The organism is Roseivirga seohaensis, assembly GCF_001592945.1.
Classification (GTDB): domain Bacteria; phylum Bacteroidota; class Bacteroidia; order Cytophagales; family Cyclobacteriaceae; genus Roseivirga; species Roseivirga seohaensis.
In genome coordinates, this window is record NZ_LRPB01000023.1 from 466105 (window position 1) to 492832 (window position 26728).

A 26728-nucleotide genomic window follows, 5' to 3' on the forward strand; every position below is an offset into this window, starting at 1 on the left:
AAACTCACAACAGAAACAATTAAAATTCAGCTATTTACTGGCCTTGTAAGCCTTGCCTTTTAGAGCAATCACAATAAGGAAAGGCACCCAAATTCCATCATTCATAATCAGGTGAAACAAGCCTTGGTCGCCAACTTTTCCTTCTAAAATCACCGTATAGAACCATATGGCACCCCCAATTTTAGTGAGCGCTCCAACAAGGGCTAAGTACCAAAGTCTTCCAGGGTGAAGTGCTGTTGCGAAATAAACGAAGCCCAAAACTAACACTGCTCGGCCTTGCCAAATAAGAATTTCTGGGGTGGTATTTTGGCTTTCGGTTACCCAATGGTAAAAGCTTTCGGGAAACCAAGCGATGAAAATGCCCCAAAATATATTATAAACGCAGGCGATCAGTAAGAATCCGCGCATCCAGTTAGGAAATAGCGTTTGTTGTGTTTTCATCGTTTTCATAACTTAAAACTTTAGCAGATTGTTAGCTTTGTTATTGTTCTGCAAAGGACGGCAAAACATTTAAATTAAACCTATGAAACAGCCAAATCCCCGTAAGTTCAGAATTCCGATTGTCGCTTTATTGGCGGTACTATTGGTTTCTTCTGGTTTTGTAATGGGCTACAGAGTAGCTCAAGAAATCAAAATCGAAAAGGCCGATGTGCAATCGGCTCAAAAAATAATTGACCTGCAACTGACTGATGCTGAAATTGAACAGCTTCTCCCTAACCTGAACAGGGGTTTGGCAGATGTACGCGAACTGCACGAATATCCACTAGACAATGCCACTCCACCAGCCGTTTTGTTCAACCCGAATATTGGAAAAACGAATTTTCCGGCTCAAAAGAAAATTGAATGGCTTTTGCCGAATAAGGTAGAAATGCCAAAGGATAAAAACGATTTGGCTTTTTATACCGTAGCGCAACTTTCTTCGCTGATTAAAAATAAGAAAATCAGTTCAGTTGAACTTACCCAATTCTTTCTGGATAGATTAGAAAAACATGGAGGAACGCTAGAAGCCGTTATTACCATTACCAAAGAACGCGCTTTAACACAGGCCAAAAAGGCGGATGATTTATTGGCGAAAGGCACTTATTTGGGGCCTCTGCACGGTATTCCTTACGGAGCGAAAGATTTGCTTGCCGTTCCGGGTTATAAAACCACTTGGGGAGCTGGACCTTATAAAGACCAAGACCGTGGGGATGAATTGGCCACCGTAATCAAAAAATTGGATGATGCTGGAGCCGTTTTAGTGGCTAAACTTACTTTAGGTGCTTTGGCCATGGGCGATGTTTGGTATGGAGGAACTACCAAAAACCCCTGGAATTTAGAACAAGGAGCGAGCGGATCTTCAGCCGGTTCGGCTTCGGCTACTTCGGCTGGTTTGGTACCTTTTGCCTTGGGCACAGAAACCTTGGGTTCTATTGTTTCTCCTTCTACTCGAAATGGGGTCACTGGTCTTCGACCTACTTTTGGTCGAGTGAGCAAAGCAGGTGCGATGGCACTCAGCTGGAGCATGGACAAGATTGGTCCGATTGCCCGAAATGCCTTCGATTGCGCTTTGGTTTTTGAAGTCATTCGAGGGTCGGATGGGATTGATCTTTCGGTTCAAGATGCCCCTTTCAATTATAATGCAAATGTTGATTTATCGAAACTAAGAGTGGGCTACCTTAAGTCTTATTTTGACAATACCCGAAACGAGACTCAGAAGAAAAACGATCAGCAGGTATTGGACGAGTTGACAAAGTTAGGTGCAGATTTAAAACCCGTTGAATGGGTTTCCGACCTTCCTTTTGGGGGAATGTTGAACATTCTTTCGGCAGAAGCCGCTGCTGCTTTTGACGAACTGACGCGCTCAAACCGAGATAGCCTTTTGGTACGACAGAATTCAGGCGCATGGCCAAACTCCTTCCGCGAAGCGCGTTTTATTACTGCCGTGGATTATATTAATGCCAACCGTGTGCGCTATGAAGTGATGCAAAAAGTGAATGAACTGATGAAGGATTATGATGTAATCATTAGCCCGAGCTTAGGGAACAATCAGCTTTCGACTACCAACCTTACGGGGCATCCAGCTGTGGTCATGAAAAATGGCTATACCCAAAACGGAAGTCCAACCAGTATTTCGTTTATTGGGAACTTGTATGATGAAGCCACGATTTTAGCGGTGGCCAGGGCTTATCAAGAAGCCACGGGTTTTGATGAAGAGAACCCACCTCTGTTTGTGAAAAAATAGAGATCATTTGAGTTTGTAATTTGATGCTTAAAAATTGAGAAAATGCTCTTAGCCATTGATGCAGGGAATACCAATATTGTTTTCGGAATTCATGATGGAAACGCGTGGATTCATGAGTGGCGATTTAATACGCTGCCCATTAAAAACCAGATCGAATATGAGGTGTTTTTGCGTCTTAATTTTCTGGAAAACGATCTCAAATTGAGCGATGTTGACGGCATCATTATTTCATCCGTAGTGCCACAAATGAACACCATTTTGGCTGAGTTTTGGTCCAATTTGATTGAATGTGAGCATGTATTTATTGGCCCGAAATATTACGATCAACTGCCCATTATCACCAGCAACCCTCACAGCATTGGAACGGACTTAATGGCCAATGCCATGGCGGCTCATTGCCTTTATAAAACCGATTGTATTGTGGTGGATTTTGGCACTGCCCTCACCTTTACGGTGGTGGAGGCTTCGGGTAATATTCATGGGGTAAATATTGCCCCGGGCTTAAAAACAGCCATTAAAGCTTTGGTTGGAAATACGGCACAGTTGCCAGATGTGCCTTTAGAATTACCCACCTCGGTCATTGGAAAAAACACGGTGCATGCCATTCAAGCAGGAGTGCTATGGGGCTATGTAAGTATGGTGGAGGGAATGCTCGATAGAATTCAAAAAGAGATGGGTAGAAACTTCAAAGTAGTCGCTACGGGAGGTCTTTCTTCAGTGCTTACCCCACTCCACGAACGCTTTGACGAAGTGAACCGCCACCTTACCCTTGATGGTTTAAGATTGATTCATGAGCGGCTGAAGTGAATATGATCAGATGTGGTCTCAGCGAGACGCGAAGACCAGTTGAGATGCTGCAAAGTATAAATCGCATTAAAATGTTTTGGTAATTTCTCCTTGTTGTAAATAAGTAGGAGTTAGAGAAAAGCTATTTTTCGTAACGGACTAGATTTAGGGAATCAACTTTACCAAACCCTTTATCGGCAGATATTAGGGGAATATCTAAATATTGAGATGTAGCAGCGATAATGGCGTCTGGTAATTTTAGGCCAAATGCTTGTCTAATTTGAATTGTATCCTTTTTAATGCCGCTGTTAATATCTACGATGATACACTCTGAGAGAAGTGCTTCAATATCCCCTTTTTCTGAGGCGTTAAGGTTATAGCTTAGCAGTTCAAGCTCTGTTATAAAAGAAATGTAAATATTCTTCCCTTGAAGGATATCAACTAAGGTCTGGTCGCCTGCTAATAAATAAAGGAGAATATTCGTATCTAAAAGAAGCTTATTTCCACTCATTTCTTAACCTTTTCTGAATATCCACAGGATCTTCATTAAGCTTTACTGCACCGCAGAATTTATTAGCGTCAAAGCCCTTTTTTTTAGAGCCTCCTAATTTTTTAATCGAGGTTTCGATACTTTTTTTGCTAGCACCTCTTTTGATAACAGTAACCATAAGTCAAATGTATTTTTTAAATATAAGAATTTGAAATAGAGAACTTACTAAAGTGACTCCTTCTAATGACTCTAATATACGTTTAGGTCATATTCTTGTTTTGTTCTTTGTTGGAGTAACTCTTCATATAATCACTTCCGAGCTTTTGTTAAGAGATATTGATAAGCAAATAACTGAAGGGTTGAATTGATAGGAGGAATGCTCGATAGAATTCAAAAAGAGATGGGTAGAAATTTTAAGGTAGTGGCTACTGGTGGACTTTCTTCAGTGCTTACCCCACTCCACGAACGCTTTGACGAAGTGAACCGCCACCTTACCCTTGGAGGGTTAAGGTTGATTCATGAGCGGCTGAAGTGATCTCTCAACTCATCTTCGTTTGTAACGAAGATGATGCAAAGTGCAAATCGCATTAAAAATACGGTCTCATACCTATTATTCATTCTTACACTTATTTGTGTCAACCTATTTCAGGACGATACACACAGCATGCACAACAAAAAAAGCCCCGACATGTCGGGGCCTTTTCATATAAGCTAAATTGATGATTACTTCTTGTAACGCTTGTTGAACTTCTCAACACGTCCTGCAGTATCAACAAATAATTTCTTACCAGTGTAGAAGGGATGCGAAGCAGAAGAAACTTCCACTTTAATCAATGGATAAGTGTTTCCATCTTCCCACTCAATGGTTTCTCCTGAAGTCATTGTAGACTTCGTCATAAATTTGAACTCGCTTGAAGTATCGTAAAATACAACTGGCTTATATTCAGGGTGGATTTCTTTTTTCATAACGCTATTCTTAGTACTTCCCTCAAAAAGGACTGCAAATGTAGTGAGCCACAGTCGATTTCACAAATATAATTACTTTATTATTGATGTTTTTAAGCTTTCCCTAAAATTAAACCATCTGTACCGCAGCAGTGCTTATCTTGCAGCAGCTATATACGCCTATGAAAAAGCTATTTTTACTTCTCTGCCTTACATTCTTTACAGTTTCGGCTTTGAGCCAAAGCAGTTTAATTCCTTACAATCGAGATTATTACCATATCATCGATCGCTTTGTAGCCAAATTTCCTGAGCAGGCCAAAGAGTTCCAAACGACTTTTAAACCCGTAAGCCGAGAAAACTTAGCGGCATTTTTAAATTCGATTAAAGAGGAGTATCCAAACTTTTCGGAACAAGATAAATTTAATTTCGAGTTTTTAATGAACGACAATTGGGAGTTTACTGATTCGGAATACATAGAAAACGATAAAAATTGGTGGGATGTCTTCTACACTAAGAAGTCGGACTTTCTTTATTACCAAGGAGGAAATTCTACCATACACATTAACCCGGTTTTTGATTTTACTGGCGGAAAAGACTCAGAAACCGATGGCGTTATTTATACTAACACAAGAGGCGCAGAAGTGCAAGGCTCAATAGATGGAAAAATAGGTTTTTATACTTTCATAAGCACTACACAGGCACAGTTTCCTACCTATGTGAATAACTACATAAGTGGCGCACAAATGGCCTTTCCGAATGAGGGAATATGGAAACAGTTTAAAGATGACGGTTATGACTTTTTTCACGCAAGAGGGTATTTTACCTTCGGCTTAACCAAAAGCATAAAAGTACAAGCGGGTTACGATAAGAACTTTATAGGCAACGGACACCGCTCCATGATTCTTTCGGATTTCTCTAGCCCTTATCTCTTCTTGAAAATCGATACTCAAGTAGGGCCTTTTCAGTACACTAACATGTTTTCTGAACTCACAGCGGACATCGCGTTTACCGGCAGGGGTTTTCCTGGTGATGGCGATTATCCTAAAAAGTTCTGGGCTTTTCACCGTTTAGGGTTAAATATTACGCCAAAATTCAGTATTGGATTATTTGAATCGGTAATGAGTGAGAATGCCACATTGGCCTATTTTAACCCCATTATTTTTTACCGAGCCGTAGAATTACAAGAAGGCAGCCCCGATAACGTTTTGCTCGGGCTGGATTTTAACTGGAAAGTGAAAAAAGGAATTTCTGTTTACGGCCAAGCTCTGTTAGACGAATTTGTACTTGGCGATCTTCGCGCTGGTGACGGCAGTTGGAGAAACCGCTACGGCATACAACTTGGCGCTAAAAGTATCGATGCTTTTGGTGTTTCTAATCTCGACTTACAGGCAGAACTTAATTTTGCTCGCCCTTACCTCTACCAAAGCGAATTTGATAATAGTTACTCTAATTACAGAAATCCATTAGCGCATCCGCTGGGAGCAAACTTTCAAGAATTGGTTTTAGTAGGTCGCTACCAGCCATTGGAAAGACTTTCAGTGGTGGGTAAAATCATTTATTCCGATTTGGGCGAAGACCTTGGCGATGGCGTAAATTATGGTGGAAACGTATTGGCTGATACGGATGACCGCGCGTCTACTTCGGGTAATAAAATTGGGCAAGGCGCAAATGCTAAAAACATGTACATCGAATTAAGAGGGTCGTACATGCTTATGCATAACGTGTTTTTCGATTTGGGTTTATTACAAAGGAACTTTAATAGCGAATTGGCGGCTCGCGACTTAAACAGCACAACCATTAGTGCCTCACTTCGTTGGAATTTGGCCAAGCGCCAACACGAGTTTTGAAATCGGGCTTTCCCCATTATTTATATTTAACTTTGGCCGAAATTGAATTATGAAGACTTTTCGGAGAATTCTGGCATTTGCCAAACCTTACCATAAGCATTTCCCGCAGTACTTTCTGTTTGCCACGCTGGCCATTATTTTCAGCTTAACTAATTTGGCTTTATTAGAGCCTTTATTCAGTATCATATTTGAAAACACAAAAGAAGGGCTTGACCCTGTAGCGACTGTTGGTGATCAGGTTGGCTTTTTAGATCAGCTTAAAGGCATTCTCTACGAAAAACTCATTTACCTGCGCGATACCTATGGTAAGTCAAGTAGCTTGATTTACGTGAGTGTGATCATCGCCATTTCGGCCTTGCTCTCCAACCTCTTCACTTACCTTTCAAATGTCACCATGGGCATTGTAAAGGCCAATGTGGTGCAAAAAATTCGAACCAAAGTATTTAAAAACACCACTAACCTTCACTTGAACTTCTTCTCTGGTGAAAGAAAAGGCGACATCATGTCGCGTATGACGAACGATATTCAGGAAATTGAAGTCACTTTGGTCAGCTCTATTAAAGTGCTTTTTAGAGAACCTGCCACCATTATTATTTATGTGGCTTTCCTTTTAGCCACTTCCCTTCAGCTAACCTTATTCGTTTTGGTCTTCTTCCCTGTAATGGGTTTTCTCATTTCTTGGATTGTAAAGAAGTTGAAGAAAAAGGCCGTACTAAGTCAAGAGTCATTAGGTCGCATTGTCAACCTCATGGACGAAGTTTTTTCGGGCATGCGCATTATCAAAGGTTTTAATGCCAAAGATTATGTAGATGACCTTTTCGAAAAGGAAACCATGACTTACCGAAAAATCAACATTTCCATGGCGCGTAAGAACGAACTGGCCTCACCCGTTTCTCAGTTTTTAGGTATTGTGGTGGTAGCTTCCCTTTTGGTTTATGGTGGAACACTCGTTTTAAACGAAAAAGGTGGCTTACAAGCGGGTGAGCTTTTGGCTTACATTGCCGTGTTCAGCCAAATTATTAATCCAGCAAAAAGTATCTCTCAGTCCTTGAGTAACATTCAGCGCGGTATCGTTTCAGCCGATCGTATTTTTAAATTGATTGACGAGCAGCCAAGAATTGAAAACAAACCGAATGCTACTGTTCTAAAAGGTTTCAATGATAAAATTGAGTTCCAAAATGTGAGCTTCGCTTACGACAAAGAAACGGTATTAAAGAATATCAACTTTACGGTGGAAAAAGGGAAAACGGTGGCTTTAGTAGGTTCTTCTGGTGGCGGAAAATCGACCATGGCAGATTTGATTCCTCGCTATTTTGACCCAACAGATGGCGAAATTCTAATTGACGGGCATCCGCTTACAAGCGTTACGGCCGAATCGTTACGTGCGCTTATGGGTATTGTAACCCAAGAGTCAATTCTATTTAACGACACCGTATTTAAGAACATCGCTTTTGCCATGCCCAATGCCAAGCTGGAAGATGTAATGCAAGCCGCTAAAATTGCCAACGCCTACGACTTCATCATGGGTTTGGAACATGGTTTCGAAACCAATATTGGTGAACGAGGCGGAAAGCTTTCAGGCGGTCAGCGCCAACGATTGAGCATTGCCCGTGCGGTAATGAAAAACCCACCGGTATTGATTTTGGATGAAGCCACTTCGGCACTCGATTCTGAATCTGAAAAGCTGGTGCAGGAAGCTTTGGCCAACCTAATGAAAAACAGAACCTCGATTGTGATTGCCCACAGATTGAGCACCATTCAGCATGCCGATGAAATTTTGGTAATGCAAAAAGGTGAAATTGTAGAGCGGGGTAATCACCAAACTTTATTGCAACAAAACGGAGTGTATACTAAGCTCATCAACATGCAATCCATTTAGATTTATTTCAGATTACATTGATATATTTCTTATAATTCCCTTTATTCGATTAAAACCTCTTCAACATGGACAATTATAGTCTGATTAAGCAAGAATTACAGGAAGCCGCCAAAGTGCTAGAAAACTTTCTGAATAACGAACAAAACATTGAAGCCATAGAAAAGGCCGCTCAAGCCTTTGTAGATACCATAAATAATGACGGTAAAATTTTCAGCTGCGGCAATGGTGGTTCGCACTGTGATGCCATGCATTTTGCTGAAGAACTGACTGGTCGTTACCGCGAAAACCGAAGGGCCTTGCCTGCCATTGCCATTTCAGACCCCAGCCATATCAGCTGTGTTTCAAACGATTTCGGTTACGAATCTATCTTCTCTCGCTATATCGAAGGCTTAGGGCGTGAAGGCGATGCTGTTTTGGCGATCAGCACCAGCGGCAACTCTAAGAACATTCTTCGCGCAGCCACAGTGGCCAAGCAGCGAAAAATGAAAGTTATTGCCCTTACGGGGAAAAATGGAGGTGAATTGGCAGAACTGGCCGATGTAGAAATCCGTGTGCCACACATGGGCTATGCCGACCGCGTTCAGGAAATTCACATTAAAGTAATTCACATACTTATTCAACTGATCGAAAAAGGAACCACAGATGTTGAGTAAAGGCTACGGAGCGGCTGTACATGGTGTAGATGCAAGAATCATCACCATTGAAGTGAACATTGTGCAAGGCACTAAGTTCTGGCTCAGTGGTTTGCCCGATAGCGCTGTAAAGGAAAGTGAGCATCGCATAGAATCTGCCCTTAAGCATTTTGATTATCGCATGCCACGTCAAAAAGTGGTGGTCAATATGGCGCCAGCCGACATCAAGAAAGAGGGTTCTGCCTACGATTTGCCCATCGCTTTGGGCGTGCTGAACGCTTCTAACCAAATCAATGCACCAGAATTAGAGAAATACCTCATTATGGGTGAAATGGCCTTGGATGGAAATCTTCGTCCGATTAAAGGTGTGCTGCCTATTGCCATTGAGGCTAGGAATAATGGTTTCAAAGGCTTTATCCTTCCCACCGAAAATGCGAATGAAGCAGCCATCGTCAACGACCTTGATGTAATTGGTGTAGGCAACCTGATTGAGGCCATCGAATTTCTGGAAGGGAAGCGTCATATTGAGCCTTTAGAATACGATACCCGCGATAAGTTCTTCACCCATTTGAATGACTATGAAGCGGATTTTTCGAATGTTCAAGGACAAGAAAATATCAAACGTGCTTTAGAAATAGCAGCAGCGGGTGGTCATAACGTCATCATGATTGGCCCACCTGGTGCAGGAAAAACCATGTTAGCGAAAAGGCTTCCGTCTATCCTCCCTCCACTGAGTTTGTACGAAGCGCTGGAAACCACCAAAATACATTCCGTAGCGGGTAAACTGACTGCCAATGGCGACTTGGTCACTAAAAGACCTTTCCGTTCTCCGCACCATACCGTAAGCGATGTAGCTTTAGTGGGTGGCGGTGGAAACCCACAGCCCGGAGAAATTTCTTTGGCGCACAATGGCGTGCTTTTTCTGGATGAATTGCCTGAATTTAAACGCACCGTTTTAGAAGTAATGCGTCAGCCTTTGGAAGAGCGCAAAGTGACGATTTCACGCGCCAAGGTTTCGGTAGATTTTCCTTCCAACTTTATGCTGATTGCCAGCATGAACCCATGCCCTTGTGGCTATTATAACCACCCAGAAAAAGACTGCGTTTGCGGTTCGGGACAAGTGCAGCGCTACCTCAATAAAATTAGTGGGCCATTGCTCGACAGGATTGATTTGCATGTAGAAGTAACGCCAGTTTCCTTCGATCAAATGACGGAAAACCGAAAGGCAGAAGACAGTGCTGCCATTCGTGAAAGAGTAATCAAAGCCCGCGCGATTCAAACTGCTCGACTAAAAGACCACGGCCTACATTCCAATGCCATGATGCCTTCGCAAATGGTAAAAGACATTTGCCAGATTAACGATGCCGGAAGAGTGCTTTTAAAAACCGCCATGGAACGCTTAGGGCTTTCTGCCCGTGCCTACGACAGAATCCTAAAAGTAAGCCGCACCATTGCCGATTTAGCCGATAGCGATGAAATCAAAATTGAGCACCTGGCCGAAGCCATCCAATACCGCAGTTTGGATAGAGACGGATGGGCAGGGTGATTGGGAAGTTTAGGGTTTATAGTTTAGAAGTTCGGTTATAGACTTTAGCTAGTCTGCCACTGCCGCAGGTTCTCCGAACGTGTTATTCATTATAACTGTTAGGACTCTGTCCGTTTGATCCTTTACCACCCCTCCTCATCATCGTTTGTAACGAGCAAGAGTATAGGCTGTTATCAATACTTAAAACACGGCAAAATGGTATCTCTGCGTGTGCGTTTTACAATTTGGCCAAAGCTGAGGGTTAACGAAAATTCGTGAGCGCCACCGGTGGAGCCAGCCAGACTGGAAACGGTAAAGTCATAGCTATAACCGATGGACATATCGGGGGTGATTTCTAAACCTAAAAGGGCAATGATGGATTCGTTTTTAACCACTTTGTCTACCGTTTGCACGGGGATTCCACGGTACCAGCCACCAATCACCAAAGGCTGAAAATAGAACTGCATGCCAGCATCCAGTTGATTAAAACCCGCCTGCTTTTTATAGTTGACCGCAAAAGTGACAGACCTTTCCTGAAAATCATAGGAGATAGTGCGGAGCCTTCTTCCATCTCCTAAATTGAGTTTATAGCCAGCATGTAAAGAGAATTTTCTGGCCAATCTGCTTTCATCACCTAAGAAAGATTGATTGGGTTCGTTGATGTGATGCACTGTTGCTCCAATCCATAATGCATTGGTATAAAATAAACCACCAGCGGAGGCACTTAGAAAATCCACTTTTTCGCCACGATCAAAAGTTTCGCCCGAAGGGCCAATAACTTGTCCATTGTCAATGTCAATCTGATTGCCGAAAACAAGCTTTTCGAAATTAAGGTCTTTGTTAAAATAGGAAAGCTGAATGCCGGAGCGCATGACCAGTGCATCTGAAATCCTTAATTTATAGGAGTAAGCGCTCCCAATTTCATTGGATTGATAATCCAAAAAACTCTCCTTGTGCTGATTTACAATAATACCCACTCCGCTTTCAATGGCTTTAGAAAAGAAGTCGGCATAAGCCGAAATGGTGGTGAAAGAATGAGCCAATGAAGGCCACTGATTTCTATAATTAATTCCCACTCTACCGCGGTCGGTAGAACCCACCAGCGCAGGGTTGAGGTAGATGGGCGAGGCATAAAACTGCGAAAACTGTGGGTCTTGGGCTTGTGCCTTTTCGGATACTAAGAGACTGATTAAACACAAAATAAGGGGTAGAAATCTTTTCATAAGGTTGGTGTTTAAGTGTTTATTTAATCAGTGCGAAAACTCCGTTTCGCTCTACTTTCAATCCGTTTTGGGTAAAGCCAGAAATCTTATAAACATAGTTTCCGTTTTCGGCAGGTAGCCCTTTCACTATACCATCCCAACCTTTGGTTTCTAAATCGCTGGTGCTGAATACCAATTCACCCCAAGTGTTGAAAACTGAAAACTGTATGGTGGTCAAGCCTAAGAATCGTGGGCGGAAGTAGTCGTTATTACCGTCTCCGTTAGGACTAAATGCAGTTGGTGCCATAATTCGGTAGCCTTCTGTAATTTCCAAAACAGTGGTTTTAGAAGATGTGCAACCAATATCGTCTGTAGTAATTAGCGTAACCGTGTAGGTGCCTGGGGCATCATAAGTATGAATTGGATCAATTTCATCTGAGTCGAAACCATCGCCAAAATCCCAGTCCCAGTCAATAATGTTGCCTACGGATTCATCATAGAAATTCACGGGATCGTTGGCGGCTAAATCACCCATTTCGCGCAACGATTCTGCGTTGTAAGAGAATTCAGCCTCGCCAAATTCAGGAATGGAAATATCTATGGCTTTGGATTGAACACAACCGCGGTCGTCTAAGATTTCTAGATTCAGTCTTCCCGGTTGGGTAAGGAAAATCTCGTTGTTATTACTGCTACCCAAACTCCAGTTGTAGGTGTAGTTTCCGAAACCGCCCGTTACATTGGCTTTCACCCTTACACCCGCCACTCGGTTTTCGCAGTCCACTTCGCGAACGGAGGTAAGGCCTATACGTAAAGGTTCGGGCTGTTGTACAATATAGGTGCCTTGCACTTCGCAACCGTATCGATCTGACACAGTCACAACATACGTTCCTGGTAAAACATCTACCAATTCAGAGCCTGTTTCTCCATTGTTCCAACGGTAAGAATAAGGTTCTCTTCCTCCCGAAACAATCACATTTATCCTTCCGCTTTTCGGGTCGTTACAACGGGCGGCATCTTCGATATAGGCATCTAAAGTAAGTGGCAATGGTTCAATAATGTTGAACAGCTTTTGGATGGTGCAGCCTTTCTTATCGGTGATGAGCACATTGTATTGGTCAGGAGCCAAATCGGTAATTACTTCTGAATTTGCCCCTGTATTCCACTGGATAGAAACTGGATCAATACCTCCTTCAATATTGAGGGAAATGGAAGCGTCATTCGCTCCAACACAACTTATTTCTGAAATAGAAGGCGCAGCAATAAAGCGCTCAGGAGTACTGAGGGTATAGACGCCTTGTACAGAGCAGCCATTGGCATCGGTGATTTCAACCGTGAAAGTTCCGGCCGTAATACCCACTAGGTTTTTGGTGGTAGCGCCATTGCTCCATTGATAGGTATAAGGAAAAACGCCACCGCTAACATCAAGGCTAATAGAACCATTTCTATCGTCAAAACACTGACTTTCGTTTACTCTGGCATCTGCAATAACTAAAGGGCTTGGTTCTTCTACAGAGAATACTTTTTCAGTAATACAGCCCTTGGCATCTGAAACTCGAACGGTATAATCTCCTGCAGTCAAGTTTTCAATTTTTGAGGCCGTACTCCCTGTGCTCCATAGGTAAGTGTATGGTGATGTACCTCCTTCTACATTCAGTTCAATGGCTCCGTTTCCATCGCCAGCACATGACAATTGAAGACCACCTTTGGCACTTACACTTACAGGCTTTGCGGGCTGTTGAATGCTAAAGCTTTGTTGAACCAAACAGCCGTTGGCATCGGTAACGCTAACGGTGTAGTTGCCTGCACTCAGGTTGTTGATTTGCCTTGTACGAGCGCCATTACTCCATAAATAGGTGTAAGGAGCAACTCCACCTGAAGGAATTGCATTCGCAAAACCTGTGTTATCACCAAAGCAAGCAAATTCTTGAGTTCGGTCAACAATTACGCCTAAGGCAAGGGCAGGTTCTGAAATAACAATGGAAGCAGTGGTTGCACAACCCGCGGCATCGGATATTAATACACTATATACACCAGCGGAAAGGTTGGTGAGCACCTTTCCTTCCGAGCCGTTGTCCCACACATAGGTGTACGCTCCACTACCTCCTGTAACATTGAGCACAATGGCTCCATTCGATTCTCCTTTACACAATACATCTGTTTTCTGAATGCTCACATTCAAGTTTCTCGAATCGCCAATTTCGACTGAAGAAGTGCTTGAGCAGTTATTGGCATCGGTGATGGTGAGGTTGTAAGTTCCCCCTGCCACATTGATTAAATCTTTGCTGGTAGCGCCATTGCTCCATATATAGGTATAAGGCGCTGTTCCACCACTTGGGGTCACAATAATGCTTCCATCGGTATCTCCAAAACAGGTGGTATTGGTAATTGCCAAATCAGCGGTGATTGCATTGGGTTGATTAATAGTATATGAAGCGGAGAAAGTACAGCCATTTCGATCTGTAACCGTTACCTGATAGTTTCCAGCAAAAATGTTCACTAAATCCCTTTGTACCGAACCATTACTCCAGAGGTAATTGTAGGGTGCTGTGCCTCCCGTTACGGTTAGGTCAATTCGTGCATTTGGTAGGCCATTACAACCAGCATCAGTTATTGTTTCCACTGCATTGAGTGCCGAAATAGGCTCAGTGATGGTGATGTTTTTGGTGGTTTGACATCCATTAGCATCAGTGACCGTTAGTTCGTAATTACCTCCCGTTAAGGCCGAAATGTTTTTGGTAGTCGCTCCGTTGTTCCAGGCATAAGTGTAGGGTGCTGTTCCGCCCGATACTTGGGTAGTAATGTTGCCATCGCCTGCTTGAAAACAGGAAACGTTATTGGAAACATAATTCAGCGTGAGTGGCAAAGGCTGGGTAATGTTAAAGCTTCGCGAAATGCTGCATCCTTGCGCATCGGTTACTTGCACTTGGTAGCTGCCAATCGCTAAATTGGAAAGGTCTTCGGTGGTTTCGCCATTGCTCCATGAATAAACATAGGGTGCAGTTCCACCTGTAACGGTCAAGTCGATAGAACCATCAGTAAGCCCATTGCAACTGATGTTTTGCGCAGTTCCGATTGAGGTTAAAGGATCAGGTGTGGTGATACTATAGTTGCCTTGAATCGAGCAGCCGTTGGCATCGGTAATGGTGACTTGATAAGCACCTGCCGCTTGTGCATAAATGTCTTCTGTGCTTGAACCATTGTTCCAATTGTAGGTATAAGGAGCAGTTCCGCCAGTAACTAAAAGCTCTATCGAACCATCGTTTGCACCAAAGCAGGTAAGGTTGGTGATGGATTCCACCGCACTTAAAGCAGCAATTGGCTCTACAACATTAATAGTCTGAGAAATTTGACAGCCGTTAACGTCTGTAACCACCACGGTATAGTCACCAGCACTCAATCCCGAAATATCTTCCGAAGTAGCTCCATTGGACCATGCATAAGTGTAAGGCGCAGTACCCCCCACAATACTGATGTTGATGGAAGCATCACTGCCTCCAAAACAGGAAACGTCTACTTTATTGTGAGAAAAAGCGAGAACTGTTGGCTCCGTAATGGTAAAGCTTTCAGCTTTAGTGCAGCCGTTGGCATCGGTAATTTGTACCGAATAATTGCCTGGGGATAGGCCAGAAATATCTTCGGTTCCAGCGCCATTTGACCATACAAAAGTATAAGGAGCGGTTCCGCCCATAGCAGTAATATTGATAGCGCCATCGGCAGCACCAAAGCATGAAATATCAGATGTAGCTCCACTTAACGTGAGTTCATCTGGACTGGTAATGGTATAACTTTTTTGAATCGAACAGCCGTTGGCATCGGTGATGGTGACATCATAAACTCCCGCAGCAACATTGAAATTATCTTCTGTGGTTTTGCCATTGCTCCAAGCGTAAGTGTATGGCGCTGTTCCACCCGTAACGGTTAAATCTATGGTGCCGTCATTCGCACCAAAGCAAGTGAGATTAGTTTTAGTTTCTGAAACAGCAAGCGCAGCAAGTGGTTGTGTAATCTGAATATTTTGTGTTACCGAACAGCCATTTACATCCGTTACGGTAACAGAATAATTTCCAGCCGTGAGGTCCGAAAGGTCTTCTGAAGTAGCTCCATTGCTCCAAGCATAAGTATATGCGCCAGTTCCCCCAGTTACTGTAATGTCAATTGCACCTGTAGAATTTCCGAAGCACAATACATCCGTTTGGATATAAGTGAGTTGTAGAACTGCTGGTTGAGTTATGGTATAGCTTTCAGCTTTAGTGCAGCCGTTGGCATCGGTAATTTGTACCGAATAATTACCTGGGGATAGGCCAGAAATATCCTCAGTTCCAGCCCCATTCGACCATACAAAAGTATAAGGAGCGGTTCCGCCCGTGGCAGTAATATTGATAGCCCCATCGGCAGCACCAAAGCATGAAATATCAGATGTAGTTCCACTTAACGTGAGTTCATATGGACTGGTAATGGTATAGCTTTTTTGAATTGAGCAACCGTTGGCATCGGTGATGGTGACATCATAAACCCCTGCCGCCACATTGAAATTATCTTCGGTGGTTTTGCCATTGCTCCAAGCGTAAGCGTATGGTGCTGTTCCGCCCGTAACGGTTAAGTCGATGGCTCCATCGTTTGCTCCAAAGCAGGTTAAGTTGGTCTTGGTTTCCGTGGCCGCAAGCGCAGCAATTGGCTGTGTGATTTGAATGTTCTGTGAAACAGAGCAACCATTGACATCCGTTACGATAACAGAATAATTTCCAGCCGTGAGGTTCGAAAGGTCTTCCGAAGTAGCTCCATTGCTCCAAGCATAAGTATAACCACCAACGCCTCCAGTCACTGTAATGTCTATTGCACCCGTAGAATTTCCAAAGCAGAGCACATCGGTTTGAGTATAGGTCAACTGCATGGCGGCTGGCTCGGTAATTTGGAAACTTCTAGAAATCACGCATCCGTTAGCATCGGTGATTTGTACCGAATAATTGCCAGGTGTTTGTGCCGAAAGGTCTTCTGTGGTTTCTCCATTCGACCATAAGAAAGTATAAGGTGCCGTTCCGCCTGAAACTGTCAAATCTATTGCTCCATCGTCAGCTCCGTTACAAGTAATGTTAGAAATGGAAGCATTGGCCTGCATCAGCGTTGGTGATCCAATGGTAAAAGGAACAGCCATTGTACAACCTCTGGCATCGGTTACGATGACTTGATAATTCCCAGCAGTTAGACCAGCCACATCTTCGGTGGTTCGGCCATTGTTCCAAGCGTAAGTATAAGGAGCAGTTCCTCCCGAAACAGTTAAATCTACTGTTCCATCATTTCCCCCAAAACAAGAAACATCGGTGGAGGTTCCGCTGGCAGCTAGCGCAGAAAGCGGTTCGTCAATTACAACTGTTTCAATAGTTTGGCATCCATTATTATCGGTAACAGTTAGGGTGTAAGTTCCTCCAGAAATATTAGCTAAATCTTTTGTAATGGCACCATTGCTCCATGAGTAAGTGTATGGTGCAATTCCTCCAGAAATTGTTACATCAATATCTCCATCGCCTTGCCCAAAACAGGTCACATCTTGCTTTGTAATGCTGGCCACTAAAGCGAGCGGTTCGGTGATGGTGTAAGTTCGGGTAAGCGAACAGCCATTGGCATCGGTAATAAATACTTGGTAAGTTCCTCCAGAAATATTGGTCAGGTCTTCTGTAGTTTCTCCGTTGTTCCAGCCGTAGGTATAAGGTGCTGTTCCGCCCGTTACGGTCAGGTCGATTGCTCCATTCATTGTTCCGTTGCAGCTTAGGTTTGATGTGGAGGCCGTAACATCAAGAGCTGTTGGCATTGTAATGTTGAAGGTTTCTTGAAGAGAGCAGCCATTGGCATCGGTTACCGTAACTTGATATGCTCCGGGGGTAAGCCCGAAAATATCGCGGGTGGTTTTACCATTGCTCCAAGCATAGGTGTAGGGTACCGTTCCGCCCGAAGTGACCAATGCAATCGACCCATTGTTCGACCCAAAACAACTTAAGTCAGTAACTGTATTTGTGATGGCCAAAGCGGCTGCGGGTTCATCAATAACAATGCTTTCGATGGATTGACAGCCATTTCCATCGGTTACGGTAACGGTATAAGTTCCTGCTACTAAATCAGTAATGTCGGCTTGGGCTTGGCCGCTATCCCAGCTATAGGAATAAGGAGCAGTGCCACCTGTAACGGTCAGGTCGATGCTGCCGTCATTTCCCCCAAAACAGTTTACATCTGCTTTGGTATAGGCAATATTAAGCGCGGTGGGCTGACTTAGGTTGAAGTTTTTTGAAATAGAACAACCACGGTTATCTATTACCTGAACAGTATAAGCTCCGGGGGCGAGCCCTGAAATATCTTCCGTATTATCTCCATTCGACCACACAAAGGTATAAGGTGCTTCGCCTCCGCTAACTGTGATGTCGATCTTGCCATCATTCGCGCCAAAGCAGGTAATATCGGTTTCTGTACCAGAAAGATTAAGAATTGGCGGGTCGGTGATTTCATAGGAACCCGTCACTTGGCAGTTGTTTGCATCTCGGATAATGACGCTGTAGGTTCCGGGTGAAAGACCGCTTAGGTTTTGGCTCGTACTTCCGTTCGACCAGTTATAAGTATAAGGCGCTGTTCCGCCTGATACATTCAGACTAATGGCGCCATCTGCAGCACCATTACAGGTAATTTGCCCAACCGTTGGGGTGAACGTTAGTGCAGAAGAGGGTTCATTAATTTGAATGTTTTCTGTAGTAGTGCATCCGTTGGCATCGGTAATAGTAACGGTATAATTTCCAGCAACTACACCATTCAAATCTTCTGTAATGTCACCATTTGACCAAGAATAAGAATAAGGTAACGTTCCTCCAGAAACAGTAATGTTGGCTACTCCTGAAGCATCACCAAAACATAAAACATCTTGCTTTACGCTGGTAACACTCAAAACAAGTGGTTCAGAAATAGTAATGTTTTGAATGTTTTGGCAGCCGTTGGCATCGGTTACGGTTACTGTATAATTTGCTGCCGAAAGTGCTGTTCTATTTTGGTCGGTGTTTCCATCATTCCATAAGTAAGTGTAAGGAGCAGTTCCTCCGCTAACATTCAGATTGATAATTCCGTCATTGGCGCCATTGCAAGTAATGTCGGTTTTTGATGGATTTACAGCCAAAGCGGCTGGTTGGGTAATCGTAAATGAATCGAATTTGATACAGCCATTGGCATCGATTACTTGCACTGTATAAACTCCAGGGGAAAGATTGCTTAGGTCTTGAGAAACGGCCCCGGTATTCCAAGAGTAGGAATAAGGCGCGACTCCGCCCTTTACCTCAAAATCAATACTTCCATTGGCTGAACCGTTACAGGTTACGTTGGTGGCTGTTCCGCTTAAAGCCAAAACTTCGGCTGGTTCATCAATGGTAATTGCTTTAACAATTGAACAGCCTGAAGCATCGGTAATGGTGACGGAATAATTCCCTGCGGGCACATTTGTTAAGTCTTCAGAAGTAGCTCCGTTCGACCAAACAAAAGAGTAAGGTGCTGTTCCATCGGCAGGGCTAAGGTCAATTGACCCTGTAGATTGGCCTTTGCACAAAACATCTTGCTTTATCACGGTAGAGGTAAGCGGATCGGGTTCTACGATGGTGAAAGATTCGAAAACTGAACATGCGCTAGCATCAGTAATGGTTACCGAATAACTGCCAGCCGTAAGTCCTGAAATATTGTCGGTTGTTGCCCCTGTGTTCCAAAGATAAGTATAGCCTCCTGTTCCGCCAGTCGGAGCCAAAGTTATGCTTCCGTCTACTTGACCATTACAGCTAATGTCTTCTACTACGGCATTCGCAACAATCAGGTCTGGTTCACCTAGTGTTACATTTTGGGTTGTAGAACAGGTAGTGCCATTGTCTGTTACGGTTACGGTATATGTTCCAGCAGGTACGTTGCTTAACGTTGGTCCAGTATTTCCTCCGCCCCAATCGTAGGTATATGGCCCTGTTCCGTTGCTTGCAATTACGGTGATACTTCCGTTTGCACCTCCATTACAGGTAGGTTCGGTGAGTAGAGTAGGCGTAACAATAATTTGTGGAGGATCGGTTACCGTGTAGCTGTCGGTAAATGTACAGCCATTATTGTCTGTTACGGTAAATGTATAAGTTCCAGAGGTTAAACCAGTTGGGTTGGCGGTGTTGGCTCCGTTGGACCAAGAGTAACTATAAGGAGCGGCTCCGCCCTGCATTACTATGTTTAAACTTCCGTCATTTGCTCCAAAACATGAAGGAGAATTATTTGCAACGGACTGTACAGAAAGTGCAGTTGCTGGCTCATTAATGGTATAAGTACCAGATACAGTACAGCCATTTTTATCTGTGATTGTTACACTATAGCTGCCAGCCGTTTGGTTGTTTAGGTTTCTCCCAGTATGGCCTGTTGACCACAAATAAGTATAAGGGGCTGTTCCCCCAGAAGGGTTTGTTCGAATTCTACCTGAGTTATTACCAAAGCATTTAACATCGGTAATGGTTGGGTTTATGGCCAAAGCATTGGGTTCACCCACTGTAAAGGTTTCTGAATAATTGCAACCCAGATTGTCGGTAATGGTTACTGTGTAATTACCGGCTGTTAAACCAGAAATGTCTTCAGAAGTAGCTCCGTTACTCCAGCTATAGGTGTAGCCCCCATTTCCGCCAATAACTGTAATGTCGATTGAGCCATCATTTCCAGTGTTGCAAGAGGCATCAGTAACTGAGGGAGTAATAGCAATTGGATCTGGAGAATCAATAGTGTAGGTTCTGTCGACTACACATCCGTTGTCATCGGTAATGTAAACTCGGTAATTTCCAGGAAGTAAACTGTTGATTGAGGCACCATTTCCAAGGAAAGCACCACCTGGTTCGGTATACCATTGGTAAGTGTAATTTCCCCACCCACCTGTTCCAACCACTTCCAGGCTTCCGTTGGCTAAATCGCTGCAAGTGGCATCGGTTTGAGAAACAAGGTTGGCACCTAAGAAATCAATTGGTTCGGTTACAGAAAAGCCAATGACACCTGCACAACCGTCTTCATCTGTCACTATCAGTTGGTAGTTGTCTACTCCCAGTCCACCAATGGTGATAATGGTGCCACCTACATTTCCTGTGCCTACTATATTGCTTGCGCTGTTGGTGAGTACCCAAGCATAATCGGGGTTTCCGTTGGCCATGGTTACCACCACTTGGGCGTCTGCACCGCCCTTACAACTTACATCGTTGACTACTACTGAGCCAACCAAATCGGGCGGGTCTGTCACTGTATAAACTGCGGTGGTCATGTCGCCATTACCATCCGTAACAGTAACTCTATAGTCGTCTGCGCCTATGCCATTCAGTAAGAAGGAATTTCCACCTACAGGATTTCCGCCTGAATCTTCCCAAGTGAAAGTATAAGGTAATACACCGTTGGTAACACTAATTCTGATTTCACCTACACAGCTATTAATATTAACACTTGAGATAACCGGACCCTGGGAATAGGCACTTTTTGCAAGGCCAAAAATGACTGCGAATAATATAATTATTCTAATGAACCACTTTTTACTGTGAGTAATCAGCATTTTAGTTGGTGTCCAGAGTGTTTGGTGAAAGTGAGTCTAATTTCGACTAAATTAGGCGATTAATTCATTCTAAGCAATATTTTTTCTGAAACCACATATTAAAAAAACACAATTTAGAGTCTGCTTTCATACAAGCGAAAAACACCTAAAATATAATTATAGTAATATTACCTACGTTTGAAGAAGTGTGAATAGCAGAAAGAGGTATATGACCTGATTAGAAAAAAATCAGGGTTATATTGCAGGTAAATGTGTAAACAGGTTAAATTTTTTTTCGCTCAGGTTAATTATTGTTAAAAGGAATGCGAAACCCCTTTTATAAAGTGAGAAAAGACCGATATTCGCCTTATTCTACCAACACTGGAAAACTTTAGCATCTCGTTTGAGTATTGACCCCAGTAATTGATCAAAATTTCTAATTTAGAGCCCTTTAACAAATAAGTTGACAATGGAAGCGGTATCAGCAGAATTGGCTAAAATACACCAAGAAAAAATAAGCAGAGTAGCATCGGAAGTAAGTAAGATCGTAGTCGGCCAAGAATATATGGTAAACCGACTGATGATTGGCTTATTTACCAACGGACACATTCTTTTAGAGGGTGTTCCAGGTATTGCGAAAACGCTCACTGTAAATACACTTGCAGAAGTACTTCATTTGGATTTCCAAAGAGTTCAGTTTACACCAGATCTTCTTCCTGCCGATTTGATTGGTACTATGATTTATAATCAGAAGAAGGCTGAGTTTGAAGTAAAAAAGGGTCCTATTTTTACTAACGTGGTATTGGCCGATGAAATTAACCGTGCACCAGCCAAGGTGCAGTCGGCATTGCTTGAGGCCATGCAGGAAAAAACGGTAACCATTGGTGAAACCAGTTTTAAACTGGACAGACCGTTCTTGGTATTGGCCACTCAAAACCCAGTAGACCAAGAAGGAACTTACAGTTTGCCAGAAGCGCAGATTGACCGTTTTATGTTAAAGGTAAAAGTAGACTACCCAACTAAAGAAGAAGAGTTAGAAGTAATGCGTAGAATGGCTAATATGGCATTTAAGCCTGAGCTTGAAACATTATTGACCAAAGAAGATATTTTCAGTATTAGAAATGAGGTAAACCAAGTTTCTATTTCTGAATCACTTGAGAAGTACATTATCGAGCTGGTATTTGCTACTAGAAACCCTAAGGATTTCGGCTTGAATGAAGAAGCTTATTACATGCAATTTGGTGCTTCGCCAAGGGCAAGTATTAACTTGAACCTAGCTTCCAAAGCGCATGCCTTTATGAATGGCCGAGATTACGTTTTACCAGAAGACATCAAGGCGATTGCAATGGATGTACTGAACCACAGGATTATCCTTAACTATGAGGCTGAAGCTGATGGTATTACTACCGAACATATTATAGGTAAGCTTTTAAAGAAGATTCCGATTAATCATTAATCCGCTTTCTAGCATAAGAATTTGAAATGGCTGCAATGAGAATTGTGGCCTTTTTTTGTAGTAAGAATGGTGTTGCTTATTGGCCTGATTAAACCAAAAAAGACGCCCATTGCTGAGCGTCTTCTCTGTGAAATATATGCTAATCTTCTAATGAATTAGAAGCTAAAGCCAGTCCAAGCAAAGATTGAAGTGTTTACTGCAGAAGTTGTTCCTGAAGTAATAGTAACTGTACCGTTAGATGTAGTAGGTACATTATCTACATCAGTAGTTCTTTTAATATCAGTAATATCTAACCCGTTAGCAGGATTAGCAGTACCAGTAATAGAAGTGGCATCAATTGCAACACCTTTTCCATCTGTTAAATCAACCAAGTCACCAGCAGTAGCGCCAGCACCTAAAGCCACATAAAGGTTAGTGATAACCGCTCCAGAGCCTCTTCTGATTTTTACCATATCAGACATTTCAACCGCAGCATTGTGGATGATAGTGATACCATCAATTTTAGGGTTAGACTGACCAGCATCTTGTGGAGAGTTACCGTCTAAGTTACCATCGGCTTCGATACCACGTGGGTCAGAAGTTACAGCCACAAAGCCAGCTTGTCTGATTCCGTAAAAGTTAGTGTTGTTTTGACCAACATAACCTTGTGTCCAGTCAAACATGTCGTCTTTAGCGTTAGCTACCAAAAGGTTGCTTACACTAACAGATCCACCAAACCACTCAACAGCGTCATCGTCACCGTACAAAACAGCAAGGTTGCTTACTGTTGTTCCAGAACCAACACCGTAGAAAGTTACACCGTTAAATTCTTTGTCACCGTTAATACGAGCACCAGTGTACTCAACAATTAGATAAGTGATGTCACCTGAATCGTCAGTAGGGTTAGTTCCACCATAAGTGTAATCTACAACTTCCGTAGTAGCAGTTCCGCCACCAGAAATTGGAGCATTACCCATGATTAAAAGACCACCCCAGTCGCCTGAAGCAGGGTTAGCAGCACCTGAAGTCATTTTTACAGGAGCAGCAGCAGTACCATTCACAAAGATTTGACCGCCTTGCTCAACAGCAATGTAAACGTTGGTTCCACCTGCCTGAGCTTTGATAGTAGTACCAGCATCGATTGTTAATTTAGCACCGCTAGCTACACTCAAAGGGCCAGTTAATACCCACTCTTGGGCGTTTGACAAAGTAATACTAGAAGTGATTTCTCCTTTTAAGTCAGCAGCATCTAGATCAACATCGCTTTGTGATGAAATCACACCGTCCTTAGTTTGAACTGGAGCAGGATCGTCATCAGTACATCCGAAAATAACGGCACATAGTGCGGCCATTGCAAAGTAATTCTTAAGAGTTTTCATAAAAATGGATTAGAATTTTTGATTAGGTTTTGTTTTAAAATGTATAATTGATTCCGAAAGAAACGTTCATGCCTCTTTTATAGCTATTAATGATGGTATCGCTACCGTTGTTAAGTTCTTTGGTTAGTTTAAACGCTGGGTTCAATAAGTTTTTTAAGCTCAGGTTTAGTCCCAAGTGCTGTCCTAGTTTTGTTCTTGTGATAAAGTCCAAGGTAGGGACACCTTTCTCCATAATATTCTGGCTTCCGGCCGTTCCTAAAGAGAAGATTCTATCACTGAAGTAATTCATTACTACTGATGTAGTAAAATCAAGTCCTTCTCTTTCAATCTGGTAAGTAAGGTCTGCATTGATCAATAAAGGAGAAGCACCTTCAAGTTTATCTTCTGCATTTGTAAATCTTACTGTTAAAGCATCGGTTGGAACATCAACCAATTTTTGATTTGAATAGAGGTATGAAACGTTCAAACCAAAGTTTAGAAGCTTCATGCTATTGTCGTCACCATATTGTTGGATCAACGATTTTTTTAATTCCAACTCAACACCCGCAACATTGGCGTTTCCTGTGTTTACATAAGAAAGCTCGTTGGCCGCTGAGTTTACTTGAACCCTGTTCAATGCATCTTCAACTCTTTTGTAAAAACCTGTAACAGAAACCAATTCTGTGTTGGTGAAGTACCAGTCATACTTAAGGTCGAGGTTGTAGTTGTTCGATGGTCTTAAGAATGGGTTACCAAAGCTTGAGAAGTTTACATCCTCATAAAGGAAAGGCGCCACTTCTTTAAACTGAGGCAAGGTATAGGTTTTGCTACCCGCCAGTCTCACTACTTTATCGTCTGTGATGTCGTATTTTACATTAACGCTTGGAAGAACGTACGATTCCGAAACCGTGTTAATGTTATTGTTGAAAGTGTTACGGTCAAGGTTGGTGTCCCAAATTACATCTTGTTCAATTTGCTCATAACGTAGACCAAAGTTTAAAAGTAAAGCTGAATTAAACTCACGAGCGTAGTTGACTAAACCAGCATAAATTCTTCTGTCACCGTTATAAGTTATCGGAACGAAAGCGTCTACACCATTTCCGTTGGCTGTTAGAATGTTGAACACGCCATTGTCTAAAGACTGTTGGTTGAACAATCCATCAGGATTATCTCTATCTACATCTGTAGGTGCATCAAAGTTGAAGTTGAATTGCATGGCAGAGAAGTCTCTTTTCGTATTTCTGTAGTTACCACCAAACTGGAATTGGTTAAGCGATTCTTCAGAGTTCATTTTCACGGTTAACAAAGCGTGAGCCGCGTAATCTTTCTCTTCTAATTCAGAATAGAACCTGTGGTTAGCTGCTGCAGAACCAGAAACGGTTTCGTAGTTAATGCCATCAAAAGCATAGCTATTGGTTCTTCTGTCAGGCTCATTTCCTTGTACTACGTTGTATGAAGCACCTAAGTCAAGCGAAATGTTTTTGTTCAACTCGATGTAAGAAAGCAATTGGTTTACATAGAGTCTGTTATTGTTTTCTTGCTGTCTTCTGATAAATGATTTTTCAGCAATAGGGTTGCTAGCATCATCGTAAATACTTGCATGAAAACCATTGAAATTACCTACGCTTTGGTTGTTGTCATGAATATAGGTTCCGTTGTATGATACGAAATTGTTTTCGCCTATTTCGTATTTCAAGTTGCCCATTAATACCTGAGAAACATGGTATTCGTATTTATCAAAAGTAAGGTCTTTACTTCTTCCACCTTCAGGGGTAATGTCTCTTGTAACACCATTTTGGTAAGTGAAGTCAGAGCTATGAGAAGCCACCAAGAAGGTGCTTAACGCATTGGCTCCTAGCTGAAATTTCTTTCCGGCATTTAATGATAAACCAAAGTTGATCGGAGTACCAGCTTTAGTTGGCTCGAATGAGTTTTTAAAATCATATTTATTTAAGTCCGTAATTGGGCTTGTTGGGTTATCTACCGTTCCGAATTTGCTAGTTCCGCTTGCACTATAAAAGTCTTCAGAAATGGTTTGAGTGTTGATACCAGAAGAAACTCCGATTTGAAAAATGTCTTCGTTACCTAATTCCTTTGAAGTAATGTTAATGTTTGCTCCAGCTACATCGCCATAAAGGTTTGCACCAAATGCTTTGTTTACATCAATGCTGTTAATGATGTCTGAAGTAAAAAAGCTTAATGCTATGTTTTTGTATTCAGGGTCTTCAGACGGAAGCGGAAGATTGTTTAATGATGTGCTGTTGTATCTATCGCCTAAACCACGAACAAATACGTTTTTAGCTCCTTGTTGCTTACTTACACCAGTTACTTTAGTAACAGCACCTTCGGCATTGCTCACTCCTTTTCTTGAAAGTTCTTTTGCTCCAATAGACTGTAGCATTTGTAAAGATTCTCTCTGAAGCATAATCATGGCGATATCAGAGTCTTTTTCTGTTTTAGCTGTAACCACCACATCTTCTAGATTAGTTGATCCAGCACTCATTGAAGCAGTGATTTCAGTTACTTTTCCTGCTGTAACTACTATGTTTTTTAATTCTAAAGTTTCGTAACCAACAAACCTTACCTCTACCGTGTAAGTACCTGGAGTTACACCATCAATTCTGAAAAGACCATCGAAATCAGTGTTTGAACCTTTCTGGGTTCCTTGAATTAATACCGTAGCAAAAGGAAGTGGCTCATCATTCGCGTCTTTGTCTGTAATCTTTCCGGCTATTATTCCGACTTCTTGAGCTGTCACCATCCATGACCAACTCATCATTAATAAAAACAAAAATAATCTCATAAGTACTGTTCTATATTTCACGGTACAAAGAACGTGTACTGAGGTAAAGTGTAGG

Annotated in this window: 16 protein-coding genes; 8 read left to right on the forward strand and 8 right to left on the reverse strand. The window is 42.5% G+C overall.

Annotation, left to right across the window (positions count from 1 at the left end):
• Positions 1-30: 30 nt before the first annotated feature.
• On the reverse strand, positions 31-450 hold the full coding sequence (locus tag AWW67_RS08435; protein ID WP_062301090.1) for a hypothetical protein: 420 nt from the start codon (positions 448-450) through the stop codon (positions 31-33).
• A gap of 73 nt (positions 451-523) precedes the next feature.
• Between AWW67_RS08435 and AWW67_RS08440 the strand changes: the two genes are divergently transcribed.
• Together AWW67_RS08440 and AWW67_RS08445 are read left to right on the forward strand one after the other, a co-directional pair.
• The gene (locus AWW67_RS08440; protein WP_062301091.1) at positions 524-2224 is read left to right on the forward strand and encodes an amidase; all 1701 of its coding nucleotides are present in this window, start codon (positions 524-526) and stop codon (positions 2222-2224) included.
• A 42-nt stretch (positions 2225-2266) separates the two neighbouring features.
• Positions 2267-3031 carry a type III pantothenate kinase gene (locus AWW67_RS08445; protein ID WP_062301094.1) on the forward strand — a complete coding sequence of 255 codons (765 nt, stop codon included), beginning with the start codon at positions 2267-2269 and terminating at the stop codon, positions 3029-3031.
• Between the two features lie 121 nt (positions 3032-3152).
• Here the strand turns inward: AWW67_RS08445 and AWW67_RS08450 are convergent, their stop codons facing one another.
• The gene (locus tag AWW67_RS08450; RefSeq protein ID WP_062301095.1) at positions 3153-3521 is read right to left on the reverse strand and encodes a type II toxin-antitoxin system VapC family toxin; all 369 of its coding nucleotides are present in this window, start codon (positions 3519-3521) and stop codon (positions 3153-3155) included.
• The gene (locus AWW67_RS19005) at positions 3508-3678 is read right to left on the reverse strand and encodes a hypothetical protein (protein ID WP_176700015.1); all 171 of its coding nucleotides are present in this window, start codon (positions 3676-3678) and stop codon (positions 3508-3510) included. The genes AWW67_RS08450 and AWW67_RS19005 overlap by 14 nt, the downstream gene beginning before the upstream one ends.
• Before the next feature lie 198 nt (positions 3679-3876).
• Here AWW67_RS19005 and AWW67_RS19010 point away from each other — a divergent pair, with 198 nt between their 5' ends.
• Positions 3877-4035 carry an acetate and sugar kinases/Hsc70/actin family protein gene (locus AWW67_RS19010; protein WP_176700016.1) on the forward strand — a complete coding sequence of 53 codons (159 nt, stop codon included), beginning with the start codon at positions 3877-3879 and terminating at the stop codon, positions 4033-4035.
• 188 nt (positions 4036-4223) lie between these two features.
• Here AWW67_RS19010 and AWW67_RS08455 read toward each other — a convergent pair whose 3' ends face one another.
• The gene (locus AWW67_RS08455) at positions 4224-4466 is read right to left on the reverse strand and encodes a type B 50S ribosomal protein L31 (protein ID WP_053223489.1); all 243 of its coding nucleotides are present in this window, start codon (positions 4464-4466) and stop codon (positions 4224-4226) included.
• A 161-nt stretch (positions 4467-4627) separates the two neighbouring features.
• On the opposite strand from AWW67_RS08455, the gene AWW67_RS08460 reads away from it, so the two are divergent.
• The 4 genes from AWW67_RS08460 to AWW67_RS08475 all read left to right on the forward strand — a co-directional run bounded on the left by AWW67_RS08460 (position 4628) and on the right by AWW67_RS08475 (position 10349).
• Entirely contained in the window at positions 4628-6292 is a 1665-nt protein-coding gene (locus AWW67_RS08460) for a hypothetical protein (protein WP_062301097.1), read from the forward strand.
• A 49-nt stretch (positions 6293-6341) separates the two neighbouring features.
• Entirely contained in the window at positions 6342-8171 is a 1830-nt protein-coding gene (locus AWW67_RS08465) for an ABC transporter ATP-binding protein (protein ID WP_062301098.1), read from the forward strand.
• Between the two features lie 65 nt (positions 8172-8236).
• Complete coding sequence (lpcA, locus tag AWW67_RS08470) at positions 8237-8824, forward strand: D-sedoheptulose 7-phosphate isomerase (RefSeq protein ID WP_053223486.1); 588 nt, start codon at positions 8237-8239, stop codon at positions 8822-8824.
• Entirely contained in the window at positions 8814-10349 is a 1536-nt protein-coding gene (locus tag AWW67_RS08475; protein ID WP_062301100.1) for a YifB family Mg chelatase-like AAA ATPase, read from the forward strand. The genes lpcA and AWW67_RS08475 overlap by 11 nt, the downstream gene beginning before the upstream one ends.
• A 173-nt stretch (positions 10350-10522) precedes the next feature.
• On the opposite strand, the gene AWW67_RS08480 is transcribed toward AWW67_RS08475, so the two are convergent.
• A complete protein-coding gene (locus AWW67_RS08480; protein ID WP_062301101.1) occupies positions 10523-11551 on the reverse strand; it encodes a PorP/SprF family type IX secretion system membrane protein in 1029 nt (342 codons plus the stop codon).
• Positions 11552-11570: 19 nt separating this feature from the next.
• A complete protein-coding gene (locus tag AWW67_RS18850) occupies positions 11571-21098 on the reverse strand; it encodes a PKD domain-containing protein (RefSeq protein WP_062301103.1) in 9528 nt (3175 codons plus the stop codon).
• A gap of 478 nt (positions 21099-21576) precedes the next feature.
• Here AWW67_RS18850 and AWW67_RS08490 point away from each other — a divergent pair, with 478 nt between their 5' ends.
• Entirely contained in the window at positions 21577-22533 is a 957-nt protein-coding gene (locus AWW67_RS08490; protein WP_053221806.1) for an AAA family ATPase, read from the forward strand.
• Between the two features lie 155 nt (positions 22534-22688).
• On the opposite strand, the gene AWW67_RS08495 is transcribed toward AWW67_RS08490, so the two are convergent.
• Entirely contained in the window at positions 22689-23891 is a 1203-nt protein-coding gene (locus AWW67_RS08495; protein WP_062301105.1) for a beta-helix domain-containing protein, read from the reverse strand.
• 34 nt (positions 23892-23925) lie between these two features.
• Entirely contained in the window at positions 23926-26673 is a 2748-nt protein-coding gene (locus tag AWW67_RS08500) for a TonB-dependent receptor (protein ID WP_062301107.1), read from the reverse strand.
• Positions 26674-26728: the final 55 nt, after the last annotated feature.

What these genes read in the sequence shown, in the direction of transcription:
- AWW67_RS08495 (WP_062301105.1), bottom strand. Translation starts at nt 23,891, where the DNA reads ATGAAAACTCTTAAGAATTACTTTGCAATGGCCGCACTATGTGCCGTT.
- lpcA (WP_053223486.1), top strand. Translation starts at nt 8,237, where the DNA reads ATGGACAATTATAGTCTGATTAAGCAAGAATTACAGGAAGCCGCCAAA.
- AWW67_RS08440 (WP_062301091.1), top strand. Translation starts at nt 524, where the DNA reads ATGAAACAGCCAAATCCCCGTAAGTTCAGAATTCCGATTGTCGCTTTA.
- AWW67_RS08500 (WP_062301107.1), bottom strand. Translation starts at nt 26,673, where the DNA reads ATGAGATTATTTTTGTTTTTATTAATGATGAGTTGGTCATGGATGGTG.
- AWW67_RS08475 (WP_062301100.1), top strand. Translation starts at nt 8,814, where the DNA reads ATGTTGAGTAAAGGCTACGGAGCGGCTGTACATGGTGTAGATGCAAGA.
- AWW67_RS08455 (WP_053223489.1), bottom strand. Translation starts at nt 4,466, where the DNA reads ATGAAAAAAGAAATCCACCCTGAATATAAGCCAGTTGTATTTTACGAT.
- AWW67_RS08435 (WP_062301090.1), bottom strand. Translation starts at nt 450, where the DNA reads ATGAAAACGATGAAAACACAACAAACGCTATTTCCTAACTGGATGCGC.
- AWW67_RS08480 (WP_062301101.1), bottom strand. Translation starts at nt 11,551, where the DNA reads ATGAAAAGATTTCTACCCCTTATTTTGTGTTTAATCAGTCTCTTAGTA.
- AWW67_RS08460 (WP_062301097.1), top strand. Translation starts at nt 4,628, where the DNA reads ATGAAAAAGCTATTTTTACTTCTCTGCCTTACATTCTTTACAGTTTCG.
- AWW67_RS18850 (WP_062301103.1), bottom strand. Translation starts at nt 21,098, where the DNA reads ATGCTGATTACTCACAGTAAAAAGTGGTTCATTAGAATAATTATATTA.
- AWW67_RS08450 (WP_062301095.1), bottom strand. Translation starts at nt 3,521, where the DNA reads ATGAGTGGAAATAAGCTTCTTTTAGATACGAATATTCTCCTTTATTTA.
- AWW67_RS19010 (WP_176700016.1), top strand. Translation starts at nt 3,877, where the DNA reads ATGCTCGATAGAATTCAAAAAGAGATGGGTAGAAATTTTAAGGTAGTG.
- AWW67_RS08445 (WP_062301094.1), top strand. Translation starts at nt 2,267, where the DNA reads ATGCTCTTAGCCATTGATGCAGGGAATACCAATATTGTTTTCGGAATT.
- AWW67_RS19005 (WP_176700015.1), bottom strand. Translation starts at nt 3,678, where the DNA reads ATGGTTACTGTTATCAAAAGAGGTGCTAGCAAAAAAAGTATCGAAACC.
- AWW67_RS08465 (WP_062301098.1), top strand. Translation starts at nt 6,342, where the DNA reads ATGAAGACTTTTCGGAGAATTCTGGCATTTGCCAAACCTTACCATAAG.